This window comes from Paraburkholderia acidisoli (assembly GCF_009789675.1).
Taxonomy (GTDB): domain Bacteria; phylum Pseudomonadota; class Gammaproteobacteria; order Burkholderiales; family Burkholderiaceae; genus Paraburkholderia; species Paraburkholderia acidisoli.
In genome coordinates this window covers 2745503-2767789 of record NZ_CP046913.1, presented here as the reverse complement: position 1 = coordinate 2767789, position 22287 = coordinate 2745503, and the positions used below count along the sequence as shown (strand labels likewise).

Below are 22287 nucleotides of genomic sequence, written 5' to 3'. Positions count from 1 at the left end.
ATAGCGCTTTCTCGCGCGTTCGAGGGGCTTTTCTAACTCGCTGATTTGCAGACATAAAAGCGGGATCGCCATGCTACGATCCGTTTTTTAGCACGATCATTCGAAAAATCCAGGAGGAGACGCCGCATGGAAAAAGTCTGGCTGAAATCGTACCCGCCCGGCGTTCCCGCTGAGATCGACGCGAGCCGTTATGCGTCCATCACGGCGCTGCTCGAAGAGAGCTTCAACGCCTACCGCGCGAAGCCCGCGTTCGCATGCATGGGCAAGACGATCACCTACGGTGAGCTGGACCAACTCTCGCAGCGCCTCGCCGCGTGGTTCCAGTCGCGCGGCATCGCGCGCGGCGCGCGCATCGCGCTCATGATGCCCAATGTGCTGCAGTATCCGGTCGCGCTCGCGGCGGTGCTGCGCGCGGGTTACGTCGTCGTGAACGTGAATCCGCTTTACACGCCTCGCGAACTCGAACATCAGCTGAAGGACAGCGGCGCCGAGGCGATCGTGATCCTCGAAAATTTCGCCGCGACGCTCGACGCCGTGATCGCGAATACGCGCGTGAAGCACGTGCTCGTCGCGTCGATGGGCGATCTGATGGGCGCGAAGGGCTGGATCGTCAATTTCGTCGTGCGGCGCGTGAAGAAGATGGTGCCCGCGTGGACGCTGCCGGGCCATGTGCGTTTCAACGACGCGATCGCCGCGCGCACGACGTTCCAGCGCGTCGAGCAAACCCCCGAGGACGTCGCGTTTCTTCAGTACACGGGCGGCACGACCGGCGTGGCGAAGGGCGCGACGTTGCTGCATCGCAATCTGATCGCGAACGTGCTGCAATCCGCGGCGTGGACCGAGCCGGCGCTCGCGCGCGTGCCGGCGGGCTCGCAGGCGGTGACGGTCGCGGCGCTGCCGCTGTATCACGTGTTCGCGCTCACGGTGTGCGGTTTGCTGACGATCCGCACGGGCGGCCTCGCCGTGCTGATTCCGAATCCGCGCGACATCGCCGGCATGATCAAGGAGCTGCACGGCTACACCGTCACGACGTTCCCGGCCGTCAACACGCTCTACAACGCGATCCTCAATCATCCCGACTTCGACAAGCTCGACTTCTCGCATCTGCTGGTCGCGAACGGCGGCGGCATGGCCGTGCAGGAAGCCGTGGCGAAGCGCTGGTACGAGCGCACGCAAACGCCGATCGTCGAAGGCTACGGTCTTTCCGAGACCTCGCCGAGCGTGACGTGCAATCCCGTCACGGCCACCGAGTACACCGGCACGATCGGGCTCGCGCTGCCGTCCACGGAAATCTCGATTCGCGACGACGACGGCAACGAGTTGCCGATCGGCGCGGCGGGCGAGATCTGCATTCGCGGCCCGCAGGTGATGGCGGGTTACTGGCAGCGTCCCGAGGAAACCGCCAAGGTCATGACCGCCGACGGCTACTTCAAGTCGGGCGACGTGGGCGTGATGAACGAATCCGGCTACATCAAGCTCGTCGATCGCAAGAAGGACATGATTCTGGTCTCGGGCTTCAACGTGTATCCGAACGAAGTCGAAGACGTGGTCGCGAAGCTGCCGGGCGTGTTCGAAGTGGCGGCCGTGGGCGTGCCGGACCAGAACTCGGGCGAAGCGGTGAAGCTCTACATCGTCAAGAAAGATCCCGCGCTGACCGACAAGGACGTGTTCGATTACTGCAAGACGCAGCTCACGGGCTACAAGCGGCCGAAGATCATCGAGTTTCGCAACGATCTGCCGAAGACCAACGTCGGCAAGATCCTGCGGCGCGAGTTGCGCGACGGCCGCGCCTGAGCGGCGTGGCGCGCGACTCGTCTTGATGCAGGAAAGCCTGCCCGCCGAGGGCAGGCTTTTTTATTGGCGCGACGCGGGGTGACGGCGGCTTCGGCGGCGTCGACCGGTGGCGAGCGCCAAAGAAAAAAGGCGCCCGGAGGCGCCTTCGAGTTTGATACGACTCTTCTTCTTAGAACTTGTGACGGATACCGACGCGAGCCGTGAACTGGTTCTGGTTCGACGACGGCGTCAGGTTGTTGATGCCTGCCGTTGCGTCGACGATGTTGCCAGCCGCGTTCAGCGTGTCGCCCAGCGCGTGCTGGTAGACGCCGACAACGTACACGTCCGTGCGCTTCGACAGGAAGTAGTCGACGCCCACTGCGCCCTGGTGGTACTGGGCACGCGATGCGCCGTCGATCGACGCGCCGCGCGTGTAGTCGTACGCGAGACCTGCGAGCAGGGCCGGCGTCAGCTGATACTTGAAGTTGACTTCGACGTTGTTCAGCGTTTCCGACTGGCCGCGGCGAGCCGCGAGCGCTGCCGTCGTGTACGACGAAGCGAGGTTGCCGAAGCGGATGTTCGAATACGTCAGGCCGAACGTGGCTGCGCCGAACGTGTATGCGCCGCCCGCACCGATGACCTGGTACGTGTTGGCCGAAGCGAAGCCAGCGTAGACCGGCGAGGTGACAGCGGCGTTAGCTGCCGTCGTCGTGCCGCCGTTGTTGAACAGGCCGCCCGAAGCTGCCGGCGTACGTGCGTTCAGGTAACCGACGCCGAGCACGAGGGGACCGTTGTTGTAGCCTGCGCCCAACGACCAGATCTGGTTGCCCGTGAAGTTGCCTGCCTGGCCGCCGAAGCTGTACGTGCCGCCGAACGTCAGGCCAGCGTAGTTCGCGCTGGTGAACTTGACCGTGTTGTTCGTGCGGTAGGCGTTGTTGAAGTTGTCGAGGTCACCCGGGTGAGCCGCGATGTAGCCGCCCCACTGGTCGCCCGTTTCGAGCGGACCGACGTAGTCGACGACGGAGTCGTACTGACGACCCAGCGTGACCGTACCGACTTGCGCCTGGCTCAAACCGACGTAGGCTTGACGACCGAACATCAGACCGCCTTGACCGAGCTTGCCGTTGTTCACGTCGAAGCCGTTTTCGAGCACGAAGAGCGCCTTCAGACCGCCGCCCAGATCTTCCGTGCCACGCAGGCCCCAACGGCTACCTTGCAGAACGCCGCTCGACAGGTTGTACAGGTGCTGGCCACCCGAGTTCGTGTTGATGTTGAAACCTTCGTCGATGATGCCGTACAGCGTGACGCTGCTCTGAGCGTGAGCGACGCCCGCGAACGCGCCCAGCGCTGCAAGCGCGAGAAGCGACTTCTTCATTGAAAGATCTCCAGTGTTTGCGAATATTTATGCGTCTTGTAACGGGACCGGATTTTTTATCTTGCTTGGGTCCCTTCGTCTAACTTCGCGAGAAGTTGCACGTAATGTAACAAAAGGGTTTTCTGCCACAAAGGAAAAGGGAGGCACCGCTAAGTACCTGTTTCGTTTACACAACATGGTCTAGAATATGCGCCTATCTATCGGCGCAGGCCCCGATTGACGGATCGCCGCAAGTTTGTGTAGCCGCGAAACGACCGTCCTGGGCGAGCGAAACATGGAGTGCCGACGAGCCGATTCCGACTCGCCGACGGACCCGAAGCAACGTATGGGAGGCTGGATGACGCTGGACGATCTGATCACCGAACTCGACCGCGGATTGCGTTCGATCACGGGCGTATCGCGCATGTCGCGACCGATGCCTGTGCCGGTATCGCAACCGGTATCGCAATCACTGCAGCAATCGGCGGAGGTCGCGGCCGATGCCGCCATGATGACCGCACACGCGGAATCGAACGAAGCCGATCTGACTGACAATGCCGCCAACGGCACGGATCTCACGCCCGCCGAACGCGCGCACGCCGCCGGCCTCATGCGCGTGAATCACGTGGGCGAGGTGTGCGCCCAGGCGCTCTACCAGGCGCAGAAAATGGCCACGCGTTCGCCGTCGCTGAAAGCCGCGTTCGAACAGGCGGCGCTCGAAGAAGAAGATCATCTCGCGTGGACCGCGCGCCGCTTGCAGGCGCTCGACTCGCGTCCTAGCCTGCTCAATCCGCTCTGGTATGCGGGAGCGCTCGCGATCGGTTTCGCGGCCGGGCGGTTTGGCGACAAGGTGAGCCTTGGTTTCATGGCGGAAACCGAGCGCCAGGTCGAGCATCACCTGGACAGCCACCTCGACAGCCTGCCGCCCGCCGATCTCGAATCGCGCGCCGTGGTCGAACAAATGCGCGCCGACGAAATGGCGCATGCGAAGTCGGCGGTCGAACTCGGCGGCATCGATCTGCCGCTGCCAATGCGCTCGCTCATGCGCGTGGCATCGAAAGTCATGACACGCACGGCGTACTACATCTAATAAGATGACGGTGGGACGGCAACGCATGCCGGCCCGCCGCGATTATCCTTTCAGAGCTTGCAATCTCCCCGAATTAATCCCCGCTCGACCCCGCTCCAGCCCTCGAAACACGCCGTTTTTCCCCGCGCTTTTCACGTATCACCTTCACATCCCGCGTTAGCTCATTCATTCATAACGCTTTTTGCCTTTTAAGCCGACTTGAAGAGGCGCCGCTAAGTCCTTGTTCTAGCGGGCAAATTTCGTCAAAAAACGTCTGGTCTCCCTTGACCCTCGTAAGGCGTTCCTCTAAAGTGGGAGACAGTGTGAGAAAGTGTATTTTTGTGTGATTTCAAGCGCATATTCAGGTAGATTTTCGGGCTATTAGCGGGGCGCCGGGCGCCTCCGTACGAGGGGGAGCCAATTGTTCCAGGGGGCGTCGGCGCTGACACTCGATGCGAAAGGACGGATGTCGATTCCGTCCCGCTATCGAGACGCGCTGCAACAACAGGCAGAAGGCCGGGTGACGATCACCAAGCACCCGGACGGCTGCCTGTTGCTATTTCCGCGCCCCGAATGGGAAGTCTTCCGCGCGAAGGTCGCCGCGTTGCCGATGGACGCGCACTGGTGGCGCCGCATCTTTCTCGGCAACGCCTCCGACGTCGACGTCGACAGCGCGGGCCGCGTACTCGTCTCACCTGAATTGCGCCTGGCGGCGGGAATGGAAAGGGAAGTCATGCTGCTTGGCATGGGTAGTCATTTTGAGTTGTGGGATGCACAAACGTACGCCGCCAAGGAACAGGCGGCGATGGCGCAGGGCATGCCCGACGCCTTGAAGAATTTCACGTTCTGACCGCGGGTAACGAGCCATGGCACCTGCGATGGGAAATGAACTGCAGCATCGCACGGTGCTGCTCGACGAAGCGGTCGATGCCCTCGTCACGCGCAAGGACGGCGTCTATGTGGACGGCACGTTCGGGCGCGGCGGGCATAGTCGCGCGATTCTGAACCGGCTGGCCGAAGGCGGCCGTCTGATCGCGTTCGACAAGGACCCGCTGGCGATCGCCACCGCCGAACAGGTGGGCGACGCGCGGTTCTCGATCGTGCACGAAAGTTTTGCTTCACTGCGCGACGCCATGGCGGAGCGCGGGGTAGGGCGCGTGTCGGGAGTATTGCTGGACCTTGGCGTGTCGTCGCCGCAAGTCGACGATCCGCAGCGCGGTTTTAGTTTCCGCGCCAATGGTCCGCTCGACATGCGGATGGACCCGACGCGCGGCGAGTCCGCCGCTGACTGGCTCGCTCGGGCCACGTTGCAGGAACTGACGGAGGTAATTCGGGATTATGGGGAAGAACGGTTTGCTTTTCAGATTGCAAAGGCGCTTGTTGCTCGCCGGGCAGAGTCCGACCGTCTCGGGCCTCTCGACAGCACGGGCGAGCTTGCCCAAATCGTGGCTAACGTCGTCAAAACCCGTGAGAAGGGTAAGGACCCGGCAACCCGCACCTTTCAAGCTATACGGATTCACGTCAATCAAGAGCTTGCGGAGTTGCAGGTCGTTCTAGAGGCAGCCATGTCGTTGCTGGAACAGGGGGGGCGGCTCGTGGTCATCAGCTTTCATTCGCTCGAAGACCGTATCGTCAAGCGATTCATGCAGGCGCACGCGAGCGCGCCGGCGATCGATCGCCGTCTGCCGATTCGCGCTGTCGATCTGCCGAGTCCGCCCCTCAAGCTGCTCGGCCGCGTGTTCGCGAGCGACGAAGAAGTCGCCGCGAATCCGCGCGCCCGTTCCGCCGTGATGCGCACCGCGGAGCGCGTCACGTCATGAACCGTCTGAACATCTTCCTGCTGATCGTCGTGATGGGTTGCGCGCTTTCCGTCGTCAACGCCACGAATCAGCAGCGGCAGATCTTCATCCAGTTGCAACGCGCGCAGTCGCAGGAGCACCAGCTCCAGCAGGACTACGCGCAGCTTCAGTATCAACAGAGCGCGCTGTCGAGAACGTCGCGCATCGAACAGATCGCCACCGATTCGCTCAAGATGCAGCCCGTCACGACCGGACGCACGCAATATCTGACACTCGCACCGGGCGCCGCGACGGCAGTCGACGCGCCCGTGCCTACGTCCGCGCCCGCGCAGGGCGCCGCCGCCACGCCCGCTCGTCGAGGCGCGCGATGAAAAAAGACCATAACCGCCGCAAGAGCGTCCCCTTCAGCGCCAACCCGATTCTCTCGGTGCGCCTGCCCATGTGGCGTTCGAAGTTCGTCGTGTTCCTGCTCTTCATGGCGTTCGTCGCGCTCGCCGCGCGCGCGTTCTGGATCCAGGGTCCGGGCAACGCCTTCTATCAGAAGCAGGGCGAAAGCCGCTATCAGCGCACCATCGAACTGCCCGCCACGCGCGGCAAGATTCTCGACCGCAACGGCCTCGTGCTCGCGACCAGTCTGCCCGTGCGCGCGATCTGGGCGATTCCCGAAGCGGTGCCCGACGATCTCGGCGCCGACAAACTCACGCAACTCGGCAAGCTGCTCGACATGAGCACGACCGACTTGCGCAAGAAGCTCTCGGAAGACAAGACGTTCGTATACGTGAAGCGTCAGGTGCCGCTCGACGTCGCGCAGCAGGTCACGGCGCTCGACATTCCGGGTATCTATCAGCGCAACGAGTACAAGCGTTTCTATCCCGAAGGCGACGTCACCGCGCACTTGATCGGCTTCACCAATGTCGAAGACGAAGGCCAGGAAGGCGTCGAGCTATCCGACCAGAAGCTGCTCGCGGGCGTGCCGGGCATTCGTCACGTCATCAAGGACCGCATGGGTCACATCGTCGAAGATGTGGACGAAACGGTCGTGCCCCACGACGGCAAGGACGTCGAACTGTCGATCGACAGCAAGATCCAGTACATCGCCTATTCGAACCTCAAGGCGGCCGTGCAGAAGTTCAAGGCCAAGGCCGGCGCGGCGATGGTCGTGGACGTGCGCACGGGCGAAGTGCTCGCGCTCGTCAACTATCCCACCTACAACCCGAACGACCGCTCGCACCTCACGGGCGAGCAGTTGCGCAACCGCATTCTCACCGACGTGTTCGAGCCCGGCTCGATCATGAAGCCGTTCACGATCTCGCTCGCGCTGGATCTGCATCGCGTCTCGCCGTCTACACTGGTGGATACGGGTGCGGGGCACTTCACGCTCGACGGCGCGACGATCACCGACGACGCCGGTTTCGGCGTGCTCACCGTTGGCGGCGTGATCCAGAAGTCGAGCAATATCGGCGCGACCAAGATCGCGATGACGCTCCGGCCCGAAGAAATGTGGGACATGTACACCAGCATCGGTCTCGGTCAGGCGCCGAAGGTCGGATTCCCCGGCGCGGCGGCGGGACGGCTGCGTCCGTGGAAAAGCTGGCGCCGCATCGAACAGGCGACGATGTCGTACGGCTACGGCCTCTCGGTCTCGCTGTTCCAGCTCGCGCGCGCGTACACGGCCATCGCGCACGACGGCCAGATTCTGCCCGTCACGATTTTCCGTTATCCCGGCGACGACCAGCCCGTGCAGGGCACACAGGTGTTCGCGCCCGTCACGGCGCGCGAAGTGCGCACGATGCTCGAGAGCGTGGTGTCGAAGGACGGCACCTCGCCCGACGCGGCGGTGCCCGGTTATCGCGTGGGCGGCAAGTCCGGCACGGCTTACAAGCACGGTCCGCACGGCTACGACCACTCGAAGTACCGCGCGTCGTTCGTCGGCATGGCGCCGATGCCGAATCCGCGCATCGTCGTGGCCGTGACCGTCGACGAACCCACGGCCGGCAGCCACTTCGGCGGGGCGGTGTCGGGTCCGGTGTTTTCGGGCATCGTCGGCGACACGCTGCGCTCGCTCAACGTGCCGCCCGACATGCCGGTGAAGCAACTCGTGGTGGAAGACAGCAGCGCCTCCGCGCCCGTCGTCGCGAACGCGCCCGGTGCGGCGACGCCCGCGCCCGCGCCCGCGGCGAAACACGTGTCGGTCGCCGCCAGCAAGAATGCCGCCGCGCGTCACATCAAGGTCGCCGACAACGCGAAGAGCCGTCCCGGAGTCGTGCGATGAGCGCCGTGCGCAATCAGCATCCCGCGCACCGGCAGATCGCGGCGGCGCTCGCGTGGCTGCGCGCGCACGTCGCGCCCACGGCCGGCCTGCACGCCGACACGCGCTCGCTGCAAGCCGGCGACGTGTTCGTGGCCTACGCCGTGGACGGCGCCGACAATCGTCCGCACATCGCCAACGCGCTCGAACGCGGCGCGGCGGCGGTGCTGTATCAGCCGGAAGGCTATGCGGGCGCCGCGCTCGACGCCGCGACGGCATTGCCCGTGCCGCAACTCGACGCGCTCGCGGGCGAGATCGCGAGCGGCTGGTATGGCGACCCGAGCGACGCGATGCTCGTGGTTGGCGTGACGGGTACGAACGGCAAGACCTCGTGCAGCCAGTGGGTGGCCGCCGCGCTGTCGGGCATCGGCCAGAAGTGCGCGATCGTCGGCACGCTCGGCAGCGGCTTCGTCGGCCAGCTCGTCTACACCGGCTTCACGACGCCCGACGCGCCGCAGCTGCAACGCAGCCTCGCGAAATTGCGCAGCGAAGGCGCACAGAGTATTGCGATGGAAGTATCCTCGCACGCGCTGCATCAGGGCCGCGTGAACGGCACCTCGTTCGACATCGCGATCTTCACGAATCTCTCGCAGGACCATCTCGACTACCACGGCACCTTCGAGGCGTACGAAGCCGCGAAGGCACGCCTGTTCGCCTGGCCCGGGCTGCGCGCCGCCGTGATCAATGTCGACGACGCCGCGGGGCGCCGCCTCGTCGCGGCCACGCGCGGCAACGCGCGCACGATCGCTTACGGCGTCGCGTCGCCCGCCGCTGAGTTTCCGGCAGCCGACGCCTGGCTGCGCGCGGCCGACGTGCGCGCCACGGCCACGGGCACCGCGTTTCGTCTGGAAACGTCCGGCTGGGGCGAGGCGAACGTGGAAGTGCAAACGCTCGGCCTGTTCAACGTCAGCAATCTGCTGGGCGTGCTGGGCGCGCTGCTGGCGGCGAACGTGCCGCTCATCGCCGCGCTCAACGAACTCGCGAAACTGCAGCCGGTCAATGGCCGCATGGAGCGCCTGGGCGGTCGCGCCGACCATGACGAGCCGCTCGTCGTGATCGATTTCGCGCATACGCCCGACGCGCTCGAAAAAACGCTCGAGGCGCTGCGCCCGATGGCGCGGGCGCGCGGCGGCCAGCTCGTCTGCATGTTCGGCTGCGGCGGCGACCGCGACGCGACCAAGCGCCCGCTGATGGGCGCGATCGCCGAACGCCTCGCGGATCAGGTCGTCGTGACGAGCGACAACCCGCGCAGCGAAAACCCCGCCGCGATCATCGAGCAGATCGCACAAGGCATGCGCGAACCCGCGAAGGCGCGCCGTATCGAGGACCGCGCGAGCGCGATCCTGCAGGCGGTGCGCGGCGCGGCGCGCGAAGACGTCGTCGTGCTCGCCGGCAAAGGCCACGAGTCGACCCAGGAAATCATGGGCAAGAAGCGCGCGTTCTCCGACCAGGATCACGCGCGGCTTGCTCTCGCTGCCCGGCCGACTTCGGACCGGCATGGGCGCGGAGGCGGTGAATGACAATGCTTTCTTTGCGCGAAGCCGCGGCGCTGATCCCCGGCGCAACCGTTCTCGGCGACGAGAACGCGACCTTCGAGCGCATCGCGACCGACAGCCGCACGACGGGTCCCGGCGACCTGTTCGTCGCGCTCAAGGGCGACCGCTTCGACGCGCACGACTTCCTCGCCGAAGTCGCGGGCCGCAACGTGAGCGCGGCGCTCGTGTCGCGCAGCCCCGGCGACTGGCGCATGCCCGCACTGCGCGTGGACGACACGCGCACGGCGCTGGGCGCGCTCGCGCTCGGCTGGCGGCGCCGCTTCGCGCTGCCGCTCGTGGCGGTCACGGGCAGCAACGGCAAGACCACGGTCAAGGAAATGATCGCCACGATCTTCGCGGCGGCCGTGGGCGAGAGCGAGCGTCTCGCCACGCAAGGCAATCTGAACAACGACATCGGCCTGCCGCTCACGCTGCTGCGCCTGAACGCGGCGCACCGGCTCGGCGTGGTCGAGCTCGGCATGAATCACCCCGGCGAAACGGCGCTGCTCGCGAACATCGCGGAGCCCACGGTGGCCGTGGTGAACAACGCGCAGCGCGAGCACCAGGAATTCATGGCGACGGTCGAAGCCGTCGCGCTCGAACACGCGAGCGTGATCCACGCGCTCAAGCCCACGGGCGTGGCCGTGTTTCCCGCCGACGACGCCTACGCGGGCATCTGGCGCGTGGCCGCCACGGGTTCGCAGATCCTCGACTTCGCGCTGCATACCGATGAACGCGCGGTCGAAGCGGCCGTCACCGGCAAGCTCGTTGGCGAGACGGGCGGCGATGCGAACGGCAACCGCCTCGCCATCGCCACGCCCGAAGGTCATCTCGAAGTCGAATTGAAGGTGCTCGGCGCGCACAACGCGCACAACGCGCTCGCGGCCACGGCCGCGGCGCTGGCCGCGGGCGTGTCGCTCGAAGCGATCGGCCGCGGGCTCGAAGCGTTCGAGCCCGTGAAGGGCCGCCTGCAGGTCAAGCGCGCGGCGCTCGGCGAGCTCGCGGGCGCGACCGTCATCGACGATACCTACAACGCGAACCCCGACTCCGTGCGCGCCGCCATCGACGTGATCGCCTCGCATGCATCGCCGCGCGTGCTCGTGCTCGGCGACATGGGCGAAGTGGGCGACAACGGCCCGGCGTTTCACCGCGAAGTGGGCGAATACGCGAAGGCGCGCGGCGTCGACGCGCTCTATACGCTCGGCGACGCCTCGCGCGACGCGGCAAAGGCATTCGGCGCGAAGGCGCTGCACGCCGCCAACGTCACGCAACTCGTGAGCGCGCTCGCGGCCGCGAATTACGGCGCGAACGCCACGATCCTCGTGAAAGGCTCGCGCTTCATGCAGATGGAGCGCGTGGTCGCCGCGTTGACGGCACCGGTCACGAATCCGCACAACCCTGCGCCGGACGCTGCGTCCGGCGCGCACTGAAATACGAAGGAATACAGGCAATGCTACTGGCGCTGGCGCAATGGCTGCAGAATGACGCAAGCTTCTTGCGCGTGTTCAGTTATCTGACGTTCCGCGCGGTGATGGCGACCATCACCGCGATGGGCATCGGGCTCTTTTGCGGCCCGTGGGTCATTCGCAAGCTCACCGCGATGAAGGTGGGTCAGGCCGTGCGCAAGGACGGCCCGCAAACGCACCTCGTGAAGTCGGGTACGCCGACCATGGGCGGCGTGCTGATTCTCATGGCCATCGCCATTTCCACGCTGCTGTGGGGCGATCTCGGCAACCGCTTCATCTGGATCGTGATGCTCGTGACGTTCGGCTATGGGCTGATCGGCTGGGTCGACGACTATCGCAAGGTGGTCCACAAGGACCCGCGCGGCATGTCCTCGCGCGAGAAGTACTTCTGGCAGTCGGTGATCGGGCTGTTCGCGGCCGTGTATCTCGCGTTCAGCGTGTCCGAAGCGAACAACGTGCGCGTGTTCGACCTGTTCATGGCGTGGGTGCGCAGCGGCCTCTCGATGGGCTTGCCCGCGCGCGCCGACCTGATGATCCCGTTCCTCAAGTCGATCAGCTACCCGCTTGGCGTGTGGGGCTTCATCGCGCTCACGTATTTCGTGATCGTCGGTTCGAGCAACGCGGTCAATCTCACCGACGGCCTCGACGGCCTCGTGATCATGCCGGTCGTGCTCGTGGGCGCCTCGCTCGGCGTGTTCGCCTACGTGATGGGCAGCTCGGTCTTTTCGAAATACCTGCTGTTTCCGCACATTCCCGGCGCGGGCGAACTGCTGATCTTCTGCTCGGCCATGGGCGGGGCGGGGCTCGCGTTCCTCTGGTTCAACACCCACCCGGCGCAAGTGTTCATGGGCGACGTGGGCGCGCTCGCGCTCGGCGGCGCGCTCGGCACCATCGCCGTGATCGTGCGTCAGGAAATCGTGCTCTTCATCATGGGCGGCATTTTCGTGGCGGAAACGTTCTCGGTGATGCTGCAGGTCACCTGGTTCAAATACACGAAAAAACGCTTCGGCGAAGGGCGGCGCATCTTCAAGATGGCGCCGCTGCATCACCACTTCGAACTGTCGGGCTGGAAGGAAACGCAGGTGGTCGTGCGCTTCTGGATCATCACGTTGATGCTGTGTCTGTTCGGCCTCTCCACGCTCAAGCTGCGCTAAGCGCGCATTGAGCGGGGCGCTGGATTCACCAAGGTAAGCAAGGAAAGCAAGCGATGTTTGGCGAGAAGTTTCGGGATCGGCAAAAGCCGATGGTGCTCGTGCTGGGACTCGGCGAATCGGGTCTCGCGATGGCGCGTTGGTGCGCGCGGCAAGGTTGCCGCCTGCGCATTGCCGACACGCGCGAAGCGCCGCCGAATCTGCCCGAACTCGCGGCGCGCGGCATCGAAGCCGATTTCGTCGGCGGCCCGTTTTCCACGGCGCTGCTCGAGGGCGTCGAACTCGTCGCCATCAGCCCCGGGCTCTCGCCGCTCGCCGAAGACCTCGTGCCGCTGATCGCGGCGGCCCGCGAGCGCGGCATCGAAGTCTGGGGCGAACTCGAACTCTTCGCGCAGGCGCTGCGCCATCTCGGCGAAAGCGGTTACGCGCCGAAGGTGCTCGCCATTACCGGCACGAACGGCAAGACCACCACCACGAGCCTCACGGGCATGCTGTGCGCGCGCGCGGGCAAGCGCGTCGCGGTGGCGGGCAACATCAGCCCGGCCATGCTCGACAAGCTCGCCGAAGCGATCGACAACACCGCGCTGCCCGACATCTGGGTGCTCGAACTCTCGTCGTTCCAGCTCGAAACCGCGCACACCTTCGCGCCCGACGCCGCCGCGATCCTCAACATCACGCAGGATCATCTCGACTGGCACGGCGGCCTCGACGCCTACGCCGCCGCGAAGGGCCGCATTTTCGGCGCGAACACCACGCGCGTGCTCAACCGCGACGACAAGCGCGTGATGTCGCTCGCCAAGGCGGGCACCGGCGGGGGCGGCGAAGCGAAGCTCGTCACGTTCGGTTTGAACGAGCCGCAGAACGACGGCGATTTCGGCCTGTTGCGCGACAACGGCATGCAGTGGCTCGTGCAGGCGCACGATCCCGACGCGAGCGACGAGCCCGTTTCGGCGCGCCGCCGCAAGCAGCAGGCCGCCGCGCCGGTCGAACTCGCCATGAAGCGTCTCATGCCCGCCGACGCGCTGCGCATTCGCGGTCTGCACAACGCGGCGAACGCGCTCGCGGCGTTCGCGCTCACGCGCGCGATCGATCTCGCGCCCGCGCCGCTCCTGCACGGCCTGCGCGAGTATCGCGGCGAGCCGCATCGCGTCGAACTGATCGCGTCGCTCGACGGCATCGATTATGTCGACGACAGCAAGGGCACCAACGTGGGCGCCACGGTCGCGGCGCTCGACGGCCTCGCGCAGCGCGCGGTGCTGATCGCGGGCGGCGAGGGCAAGGGCCAGGACTTCGATCCGCTCGCCGAGCCGGTCGCGCGCTGGTGCCGCGCGGTGATGCTGATCGGCCGCGACGCGCCGAAGATTCGCGCGGCGCTCGACGCCACCGGCATCGCGCTCACGGATCAAGCGACGCTCGAAGCCGCCGTGCGCGCGGCCACGGCGCTCGCGCAACCCGGTGACGTCGTGCTGCTCTCGCCCGCGTGCGCGAGCCTCGACATGTTCAAGAATTACGCCCATCGCGCGGCTGTGTTCCGCGACACGGTGGAAGCCATCGCCGCAGAACGGGGGACGTCGATATGAGCTGGTCCGAACGATTCGGTTCGCGTTTGTCGCGTGAGGCGACCGCCGCCGGCGCCGCCGCGGGCGGTACGGCTTCGGGTGGCGCGGGTGCGGCCACCGGCCGCTCGGGCGGCCTCGCGAGCGTTGTCAACGGCGTGCGTCCCGCGCGCTCGCGCATGCTCGACTACGATCACTCGCTGCTTTGGGCCGTGATCGCGCTGCTCGGGCTCGGCGTCGTGATGGTCTATTCGGCCTCGATCGCCATGCCCGACTCGCCCAAGTACGCGTCGTACCGCGACTGGGCGTTCCTCGTGCGCCACATCGTGTCGCTCGTGATCGGCACGATCGCGGCGCTGGTCGCGTTCCGCATTCCGGTGTCCACGTGGGACCGCTGGGCGCCCAAGCTCTTTCTCGCTTCGCTGCTGCTGCTCGTGATCGTGCTGATCCCGCACATCGGCAAGGGCGTGAACGGCGCGCGCCGCTGGATTCCGCTCGGCATCACCAACATGCAGCCGTCGGAAATCATGAAGCTCGCCGTCACCATCTACGCGGCCAACTACACGGTGCGCAAGCAGGAATTCATGCACAGCTTCGGCAAGGGCTTTTTGCCGATGGCGCTCGCCGTGGGCGTGGTCGGCGCGCTGCTGCTGCTCGAACCCGACATGGGCGCGTTCATGGTGATCGCCGCGATCGCGATGGGCGTGCTGTTCCTCGGCGGCGTGAACGGCAAGCTGTTCGGCGGCCTCGTCGCCACCGCCGTGGGCACGTTCACGCTGCTCGTGTGGGCGTCGCCGTGGCGTCGCGAGCGGATCTTCGCCTACCTCGATCCGTGGGACGACCGTTACGCGCAGGGCAAGGCGTATCAGCTCACGCACTCGCTGATCGCGTTCGGCCGCGGCGAGTGGTTCGGCGTGGGTCTCGGCGGCAGCGTCGAGAAGCTCAATTATCTGCCCGAAGCGCACACCGACTTCATCCTCGCGGTGATCGGCGAAGAGCTCGGTTTCGTCGGCGTGCTCGTCGTGATTCTGCTGTTCTACTGGATCGTGCGCCGCGCGTTCGAGATCGGCCGTCAGGCGCTCGCGCTCGACCGCACGTTCGCGGGCCTCGTCGCCAAGGGGCTCGGCGTGTGGTTCGGCGCGCAGGCCTTCATCAACATGGGCGTGAATCTCGGTCTGCTGCCGACCAAGGGGCTCACGCTGCCGCTCGTGAGCTACGGCGGCTCGGGCATTCTGCTGAACTGCGTCGCGGTGGCGCTGCTGCTGCGCGTGGACTACGAGAACCGGGTGTTGATGCGCGGAGGAAAAGTATGACCGCTGCCACGCGCACGCTCATGGTGATGGCCGGCGGCACCGGGGGACACGTGTTCCCGGGGCTCGCCGTCGCGCATCGCATGGAGCAGTGGGGCTGGCGCGTGGTGTGGCTCGGCAATGCCGCGGGCATGGAAGCGACGCTCGTGCCGAAGCACGGCATTCCCATGGAGTACGTGCGCTTTGGCGGCGTGCGCGGCAAGGGCATCAAGACCAAGCTCATGCTGCCGCTCAACCTGCTGCGCGCGTGCACGCAAAGCCTCGCGGCGCTGCGCCGCGTGAAGCCCGACGTGGTGCTCGGCATGGGCGGCTACATCACGTTCCCGGCGGGCGTGATGAGCGCGCTTTCCGGCGCGCCGCTCGTGCTGCATGAACAGAATTCGATCGCGGGTCTCGCCAACAAGGTGCTCGCGAAACTCGCGAAGCGCGTGCTCGTGGCGTTTCCGGGCGCGCTGCCGCACGCCGAGTGGACCGGCAATCCGATCCGCGAGGAACTCGAACACGTGGGCAGCCCAACCGCGCGATACGCCGCGCGCGGCGGCCCGTTGCGCGTGCTCGTGGTGGGCGGCAGTCTGGGCGCCGCGGCGCTCAACGAAGTCGTGCCGCGCGCGCTGGCGCAACTCGCGCCGGGCGAACGTCCGGGCGTGGTGCATCAGGCGGGCGCGAAGCATATCGACGCGCTGCGGGCGAATTACGTCGAAGCCGGTCTGATCGACGAAAAAACGGCCGATCAAGCAGCCGACCAGGCAGCCGACGAAGCCGCCGTGAAGCTCGTGCCCTTCATCGACGACATGGCGAGCGCCTACGAAAACGCGGATCTCGTGATTTGCCGTTCGGGCGCCATGACGGTGGCCGAGATCGCGGCCGTGGGCGTGGCCGCGTGCTTCGTGCCGTTCCCGTACGCCGTGGACGACCATCAAACCACCAACGCCGCATTTCTTGCTGACAAGAACGCGGCGCGGGTGATGCAACAACGCGACCTGACGGCGGAAAAACTCGCCGACTGGTTGCGGCAACAGACCAGAACATCGCTGGCGGAAATGGCCGAGCGCGCCCGCGCGCTCGCGAAACCCGACGCCGCCGATCAGGTCGCGCGTATCTGCGCGAGCGTGGCGGGCGTAGTAGCGGGAGGAAAGCAATGAAACACATCGTCAAACACATCCATTTCGTCGGCATCGGCGGCGCGGGCATGAGCGGCATCGCCGAAGTGCTCGTCAATCTCGGCTATCACGTGAGCGGCTCGGACCTCGCGAAGAACGCGGTCACCGACCGTCTCGCGGCGCTCGGCGCACGCATCGCGATCGGCCACGCCGAAGAGAACATCGAAGGCGCGAACGCCGTGGTCGTTTCCACGGCCGTGCGCGGCGACAACCCCGAAGTGCTGGCCGCGCGCCATCGCCGGATTCCCATCGTGCCGCGCGCCGTGATGCTCGCGGAACTCATGCGCCTGAAACAAGGCATAGCAATTGCTGGCACGCACGGCAAAACCACGACCACTTCGCTCGTCGCGAGCGTGCTGGCAGCGGGGGGGCTCGATCCGACCTTCGTGATCGGCGGCCGTCTGATCAGCGCGGGCGCGAATGCGCGGCTCGGCACCGGCGACTTCATCGTCGCGGAAGCCGACGAATCCGACGCGTCGTTCCTGAATCTTTTTCCGGTGATCGAAGTCATCACGAACATCGACGCCGACCACATGGACACCTACGGGCACGATTTCGCGCGCCTCAAGCAAGCATTCATCGAATTCACGCATCGCCTGCCGTTCTACGGCATCGCGGTGCTGTGCGTCGACGATCCGAACGTGAAGGAAATTCTGCCGTTCGTCTCGAAGCCGATCATCCGTTACGGCTTCGCGTCGGACGCGCAGGTGCGCGCGGTGAACGTGGTCGCGCGCGACGGCAAGATGTATTTCACGGCGATGCGCGAAGACGCGCCGTCGATCGACATCGTGCTGAACCTGCCGGGCACGCACAACGTGCAAAACGCGCTCGCGGCGATCGCGATCGCGACGGAACTCGAAGTGAAGGACGCGGACATCCAGCGTGCGCTCGCGGAATTCAACGGCGTGGGCCGCCGCTTCCAGCGTTACGGTGAAGTGCCGGTCAACGGCGGCGGCGCTTACACGTTGATCGACGACTACGGCCACCATCCGGTGGAAATGGCGGCAACGGTCGCGGCGGCGCGCGGCGCGTTCCCCGGCCGCCGTCTCGTGCTCGCGTTCCAGCCGCACCGCTATACGCGCACGCGCGATTGTTTCGAAGACTTCGTGCGCGTGTTGTCGACGGTCGATGCGCTCGTGCTCACCGACGTCTACTCGGCGGGCGAAGCGCCGATCGTCGCGGCGGACGGCCGTGCGCTCGCGCGCGCGATTCGCGTGGCGGGCAAGGTGGAGCCGGTGTTTATCGAAACGGTGGACGAAATGCCGGACGCGCTGGCCGCGGTGGTTCGCGACGGCGACGTGGTGATTACGATGGGCGCGGGTTCGATCGGCGGTGTGCCGGGCCGGATCGTGCAACAGGAACAGAAGGCGTAAAGCGAAATGAGCAGCATCGACCCTAAAGATTTCGGCAAGGTTGCCGTGTTGTACGGTGGCGTGTCCGCGGAGCGCGAAGTGTCGCTCAAGTCGGGCACGCTCGTGCTGCAGGCGCTGCAAAGCGCGGGCATCGACGCACATCCGTTCGATCCTTCGGAGCGTCCGCTGTCCGCGCTCAAGGAAGAAGGCTTCGTGCGCGTGTTCAACGCGCTGCATGGCGGTTACGGCGAGAACGGCCAGATCCAGGGCGCGCTCGACTTTTACGGCATTCGTTACACGGGCACGGGCGTGCTGGGTTCGGCGCTCGGTCTCGACAAATTTCGCAGCAAGCTCGTGTGGCAACAGCTCGGCATTCCCACGCCGCCGTTCGAGACCGTGCTGCGCGGCGACGACTACGCGGCGCGCGCGCCGCAGATCGTCGCGAAGCTCGGCTTGCCGTTGTTCGTGAAGCCGGCGAGCGAAGGCTCGAGCGTCGCGGTCATCAAGGTGAAGACGGAAGCGGACCTCGCGCCGGCGCTGGAAGAAGCCGCGAAGTTCGACAAGATCGTGCTGGCGGAAAAAAGCATTGAAGGTGGCGGCGAATATACGGCGTGCGTCGCGGGCGATCTCGATCTGCCGATCATCAAGATCGTGCCGGCAGGCGAGTTCTACGACTACGACGCCAAGTACATTCTCGACACCACGCAGTACCTGATTCCCTGCGGCGTGGCGCCGGAAAAGGAAGCGGAGCTGAAGAAGCTCGCGCGCCGCGCGTTCGACGTGCTCGGCTGCACCGACTGGGGCCGCGCCGACTTCATGATGGACGGCGCGGGCAACGCGTACTTCCTCGAAGTGAACACGGCGCCCGGCATGACCGACCACTCGCTGCCGCCGAAGGCCGCGCGCGCGGTGGGCATCGAGTATCGCGAGCTGGTGGTGAAGGTGCTGGCGCTCACGCTGCAAGACTGAATTCGCTGAATCTGCCTGAAACCGTTTTTAAGCCTGACCAATTGATCGACAACGTGCCGTCTCGACATGTGGAATAACGTACGCCAGCTCAACCTTGCCGCCAACGCGTTGCACACGCTGCTCGTGCTCGCGCTGCTGGCGGCCGGCTGTTACTGGCTCGTGCAGCGGCCGAATTTCGCGCTGCGCGAAATCCGCATCGAAGGCGACACCGAGCACATCAATTCGCCCACGGTGCGCGCGAGCGTGGTGGGGCGGCTGAAGGGCAACTTTTTCACCGTCGATCTCGACACGGCGCGCGCGGCGTTCGAGCAGATGCCGTGGGTGCGTCACGCGAGCGTGCGACGCGTATGGCCGAATGCGCTCGCGGTGTCGCTCGAGGAGTACAAGCCGCTCGGCACGTGGGGCAGCGACCAGCTCGTGAGCACCGACGGCGAGTTGTTCACGGCGAACCAGGGCGAGCTGGACGAGGAACTGCCCGCGTTCGACGGCCCGGACGGTACGGCGAAGGAAGTCGTCGCGCGGTATCACGACTTCGAGAAGTGGTTCGCCCCGCTCGGGCTCACGCCGGACGAAGTGACGCTGTCGCCGCGCTACGCGTGGACGGTGAAGCTCTCGAACGGCATGCAGCTGGAGCTGGGCCGCGAACGCAACGCCGACACGCTCGGCGAGCGCTCGCATCGTCTCATCGCGGCATGGCCGGCGGTCACGCAGCGGTGGGGCAAAGACATCGAATACGCGGACTTGCGCTATCCAAACGGGTTTGCCCTGCGGGCGGCCGGCATGCGCTTCATCAGCGACACGCCGGGTCCGGGCAAGAAGTAACAGCACATCACACGCAACGAGCACGATATGAGTAAAGACTATAAGGATCTGCTGGTCAGCCTCGACATCGGGACGTCGAAGGTGGTGGCCGTCGTCGCCGAAATGAAGGGCGACGGCCACTACGAGGTGATCGGTCTCGGCCAGAGCGAATCGAAAGGTCTCAAGAAGGGCGTGGTGGTGAACATCGAGGCCACGGTGCAGTCGATCCAGCGAGCGCTCGAAGAAGCGGAACTCATGGCCGACTGCAAGATCACTAACGTGTTCACGGGCATCGCCGGCAGCCATATCCGCAGCTTCAACTCGAGCGGCATGGTCGCCATCAAGGAGAAGGAAGTCACGCAGGCCGATGTCGCGCGCGTGATCGAAACGGCGAAGGCGATCAACATCCCGACCGACCAGCAGGTGCTGCATATCCTCACGCAGGAATTCATCATCGACGGCCAGGAAGACGTGCGCGAGCCGATCGGCATGAGCGGCATCCGCCTCGAAGTGAAGGTGCATATCGTCACGGGCGCGGTGAGCGCGGCGCAGAACATCGTGAAGTGCGTGCGCCGCTGCGGCCTCGAAGTGAACGACCTCATTCTGCAACCGCTCGCTTCGTCGCTGGCGGTGCTGACCGAGGACGAAAAGGAACTGGGCGTGGTGCTCGTCGACGTCGGCGGCGGCACGACCGACATCGCGATCTTCAGCGAAGGCGCGATCCGTCATACGGCCGTGATTCCGATCGCGGGCGACCAGGTCACGAGCGACATCGCCATGGCGTTGCGCACGCCCACGCCCGACGCCGAAGACATCAAGGTGAGCTACGGCATCGCGAAGCAGGCGCTCGCCGACCCGGACGAAATGATCGAAGTGCCGGGGCTGGGCGAGCGCGGTCCGCGCACGCTGTCGCGCCAGGCGCTGGCGGCCGTGATCGAGCCGCGCGTGGAAGAACTGTTTTCGCTCGTGCAGCAGGTCGTGCGCGAGTCCGGTTACGAAGAGCTGCTGAGCTCGGGCGTCGTGCTGACGGGCGGCGCCGCGATGATGCCGGGCATGGTCGAGCTGGGCGAGGACATCTTCCTCAAGCCCGTGCGGATCGGCGTGCCGGAATATGCGGGCGGTCTCGCCGATGTCGTGCGCAATCCGCGCTACTCCACGGCCATGGGTCTGCTCGTCGAAGGACGCTCGCAACGCATGCGCGGCCGCAAGGTCGCGGTGCAGTCGGGCTCGATGGGGCAGGTGTTCACGCGCATGAAAGACTGGTTTCTCGGCAACTTCTGACGCAACTTTTGACCGAACTTCCGGCCCAAAGCCGGGTTGGTCGTAGCAGGAATGGCGCAGTACAGGTAGTGAAAATCGCGCTGGTGCCGGCGGCTGGCGCGCGGAGAGCGGTTGCCCGATCGCTCACCGGATAACGGCCGAGGTGCGGAAATCTTTTTCTTGACGGAGGCAACATGGAATTCCAGATGCTGGAAACGGAAACCAACGGCACCATCATCAAGGTGGTGGGCGTGGGTGGTGCTGGCGGCAATGCCGTGCAGCATATGATCAGCCGCGGCGTGCAAGGCGTCGACTTCATCGTGATGAACACGGACGCCCAGGCGCTGTCGCGCTCGCGTGCATCGGCCGTGATCCAGCTCGGCAACACGGGTCTGGGCGCTGGCGCCAAGCCGGAAATGGGCCGCGCGGCAGCGGAAGAAGCCCGCGAGCGTATCGCCGACTCGCTGCGCGGCGCGCACATGGTGTTCATCACCGCGGGTATGGGCGGCGGCACCGGCACGGGCGCAGCCCCGGTCGTCGCGCAGATCGCCAAGGAAATGGGCATTCTCACCGTGGGTGTGGTGAGCAAGCCGTTCGAGTTCGAAGGCGGCAAGCGCATGCGCGTTGCGGAAGCCGGCTCGCAGCAACTGGAGGATCACGTCGACTCGCTGATCGTCGTCCTGAACGACAAGCTGTTCGACGTGATGGGCGATGACGCCGAGATGGACAAGTGCTTCCAGTGCGCGGACGACGTTCTCAACAATGCAGTCGCAGGCATCGCGGAAATCATCAACGTCGACGGTCTGGTCAACGTCGACTTCGAAGACGTGAAGACGGTGATGGGCGAGCAGGGCAAGGCCATGATGGGCACGGCCACGGTGGCCGGCGTCGATCGCGCGCGTCTCGCGGCGGAACAAGCCGTGGCGAGCCCGCTGCTCGAAGGCGTCGATCTGTCGGGCGCGCGCGGCGTGCTGGTCAACATCACGTCGAGCCGTTCGCTGCGTCTGTCGGAAACGCGTGAAGTCATGAACACCATCAAGAGCTACGCGGCGGAAGACGCCACGGTGATCTTCGGTGCCGTGTACGACGACGCGATGGGCGACGCGCTGCGCGTGACGGTGGTGGCAACGGGTCTGGGCCGCGCTGCGAAGAAGCAGCAAGCCGCGCCGATGCAACTGCTGCGCACGGGCACGGACAACCATCCGATCCCGCAACCGCAAACCTACGCGCCGCAAGGCAACACGGCCGACTACGGCGCGCTCGACACGCCGGCCGTCTGGCGCACGTCGCGCGACACCGCGGCTTCGCATGTGCAGGCGCTGCAGGAAAAGGGCGTCGACACGTACGACATCCCGGCGTTCCTGCGCAAGCAGGCGGACTAAGGTCGTCGAGCGGGTCTGTCTGCGGCGCGGCGCAAGTGGGTT

The 22287-nt window shown here is 65.6% G+C and carries 18 protein-coding genes; 17 read left to right on the top strand and 1 reads right to left on the bottom strand.

Going from position 1 to position 22287, the window contains the following annotated elements; genetic code table 11:
* The first annotated feature begins 126 nt into the window (after positions 1 to 126).
* On the top strand, positions 127 to 1794 hold the full coding sequence (locus FAZ98_RS12180) for a long-chain fatty acid--CoA ligase (RefSeq protein ID WP_158951452.1): 1668 nt from the start codon (positions 127 to 129) through the stop codon (positions 1792 to 1794).
* 169 nt (positions 1795 to 1963) lie between these two features.
* On the opposite strand, the gene FAZ98_RS12175 is transcribed toward FAZ98_RS12180, so the two are convergent.
* The gene (locus FAZ98_RS12175) at positions 1964 to 3148 is read right to left on the bottom strand and encodes a porin (RefSeq protein ID WP_158951451.1); all 1185 of its coding nucleotides are present in this window, start codon (positions 3146 to 3148) and stop codon (positions 1964 to 1966) included.
* Positions 3149 to 3485: 337 nt separating this feature from the next.
* On the opposite strand from FAZ98_RS12175, the gene coq7 reads away from it, so the two are divergent.
* From coq7 to ftsZ, 16 genes are all read left to right on the top strand, one after another.
* A complete protein-coding gene (gene coq7 / locus FAZ98_RS12170) occupies positions 3486 to 4217 on the top strand; it encodes a 2-polyprenyl-3-methyl-6-methoxy-1,4-benzoquinone monooxygenase (protein WP_158951450.1) in 732 nt (243 codons plus the stop codon).
* 400 nt (positions 4218 to 4617) lie between these two features.
* Complete coding sequence (gene mraZ, locus FAZ98_RS12165; RefSeq protein WP_158951449.1) at positions 4618 to 5046, top strand: division/cell wall cluster transcriptional repressor MraZ; 429 nt, start codon at positions 4618 to 4620, stop codon at positions 5044 to 5046.
* A 16-nt stretch (positions 5047 to 5062) separates the two neighbouring features.
* Positions 5063 to 6016 (top strand): 16S rRNA (cytosine(1402)-N(4))-methyltransferase RsmH, encoded by a 954-nt coding sequence (rsmH, locus tag FAZ98_RS12160; RefSeq protein ID WP_158951448.1) that lies wholly within the window; start codon positions 5063 to 5065, stop codon positions 6014 to 6016.
* Positions 6013 to 6366, top strand: a complete 354-nt coding sequence (ftsL, locus tag FAZ98_RS12155; protein WP_158951447.1) for a cell division protein FtsL — start codon at positions 6013 to 6015, stop codon at positions 6364 to 6366. Before rsmH ends, ftsL begins: the two co-directional genes overlap by 4 nt.
* Complete coding sequence (locus FAZ98_RS12150) at positions 6363 to 8267, top strand: peptidoglycan D,D-transpeptidase FtsI family protein (RefSeq protein WP_158951446.1); 1905 nt, start codon at positions 6363 to 6365, stop codon at positions 8265 to 8267. The genes ftsL and FAZ98_RS12150 overlap by 4 nt, the downstream gene beginning before the upstream one ends.
* Positions 8264 to 9823, top strand: coding sequence for a UDP-N-acetylmuramoyl-L-alanyl-D-glutamate--2,6-diaminopimelate ligase (locus tag FAZ98_RS12145; protein ID WP_158951445.1), 1560 nt, complete (start codon positions 8264 to 8266; stop codon positions 9821 to 9823). Before FAZ98_RS12150 ends, FAZ98_RS12145 begins: the two co-directional genes overlap by 4 nt.
* Entirely contained in the window at positions 9820 to 11268 is a 1449-nt protein-coding gene (locus tag FAZ98_RS12140; RefSeq protein ID WP_158951444.1) for a UDP-N-acetylmuramoyl-tripeptide--D-alanyl-D-alanine ligase, read from the top strand. Before FAZ98_RS12145 ends, FAZ98_RS12140 begins: the two co-directional genes overlap by 4 nt.
* Positions 11269 to 11288: 20 nt before the next feature.
* Positions 11289 to 12458 carry a phospho-N-acetylmuramoyl-pentapeptide-transferase gene (gene mraY / locus FAZ98_RS12135; protein ID WP_158951443.1) on the top strand — a complete coding sequence of 390 codons (1170 nt, stop codon included), beginning with the start codon at positions 11289 to 11291 and terminating at the stop codon, positions 12456 to 12458.
* A 53-nt stretch (positions 12459 to 12511) separates the two neighbouring features.
* Positions 12512 to 14035: a UDP-N-acetylmuramoyl-L-alanine--D-glutamate ligase gene (gene murD / locus FAZ98_RS12130; RefSeq protein WP_158951442.1), complete on the top strand. Its 1524-nt coding sequence runs from the start codon at positions 12512 to 12514 to the stop codon at positions 14033 to 14035.
* Entirely contained in the window at positions 14032 to 15324 is a 1293-nt protein-coding gene (gene ftsW, locus FAZ98_RS12125; protein ID WP_158951441.1) for a putative lipid II flippase FtsW, read from the top strand. The genes murD and ftsW overlap by 4 nt, the downstream gene beginning before the upstream one ends.
* Positions 15321 to 16463, top strand: a complete 1143-nt coding sequence (gene murG, locus FAZ98_RS12120; protein WP_158951440.1) for an undecaprenyldiphospho-muramoylpentapeptide beta-N-acetylglucosaminyltransferase — start codon at positions 15321 to 15323, stop codon at positions 16461 to 16463. Before ftsW ends, murG begins: the two co-directional genes overlap by 4 nt.
* Entirely contained in the window at positions 16460 to 17854 is a 1395-nt protein-coding gene (gene murC, locus FAZ98_RS12115) for a UDP-N-acetylmuramate--L-alanine ligase (RefSeq protein WP_158951439.1), read from the top strand. Before murG ends, murC begins: the two co-directional genes overlap by 4 nt.
* A gap of 6 nt (positions 17855 to 17860) precedes the next feature.
* Entirely contained in the window at positions 17861 to 18802 is a 942-nt protein-coding gene (locus FAZ98_RS12110; RefSeq protein ID WP_158951438.1) for a D-alanine--D-alanine ligase, read from the top strand.
* 66 nt (positions 18803 to 18868) lie between these two features.
* Positions 18869 to 19624: a cell division protein FtsQ/DivIB gene (locus FAZ98_RS12105; RefSeq protein WP_158951437.1), complete on the top strand. Its 756-nt coding sequence runs from the start codon at positions 18869 to 18871 to the stop codon at positions 19622 to 19624.
* A 27-nt stretch (positions 19625 to 19651) separates the two neighbouring features.
* Positions 19652 to 20884 carry a cell division protein FtsA gene (ftsA, locus tag FAZ98_RS12100; protein WP_112177526.1) on the top strand — a complete coding sequence of 411 codons (1233 nt, stop codon included), beginning with the start codon at positions 19652 to 19654 and terminating at the stop codon, positions 20882 to 20884.
* A 173-nt stretch (positions 20885 to 21057) separates the two neighbouring features.
* A complete protein-coding gene (gene ftsZ / locus FAZ98_RS12095; protein WP_158951436.1) occupies positions 21058 to 22245 on the top strand; it encodes a cell division protein FtsZ in 1188 nt (395 codons plus the stop codon).
* Positions 22246 to 22287: the final 42 nt, after the last annotated feature.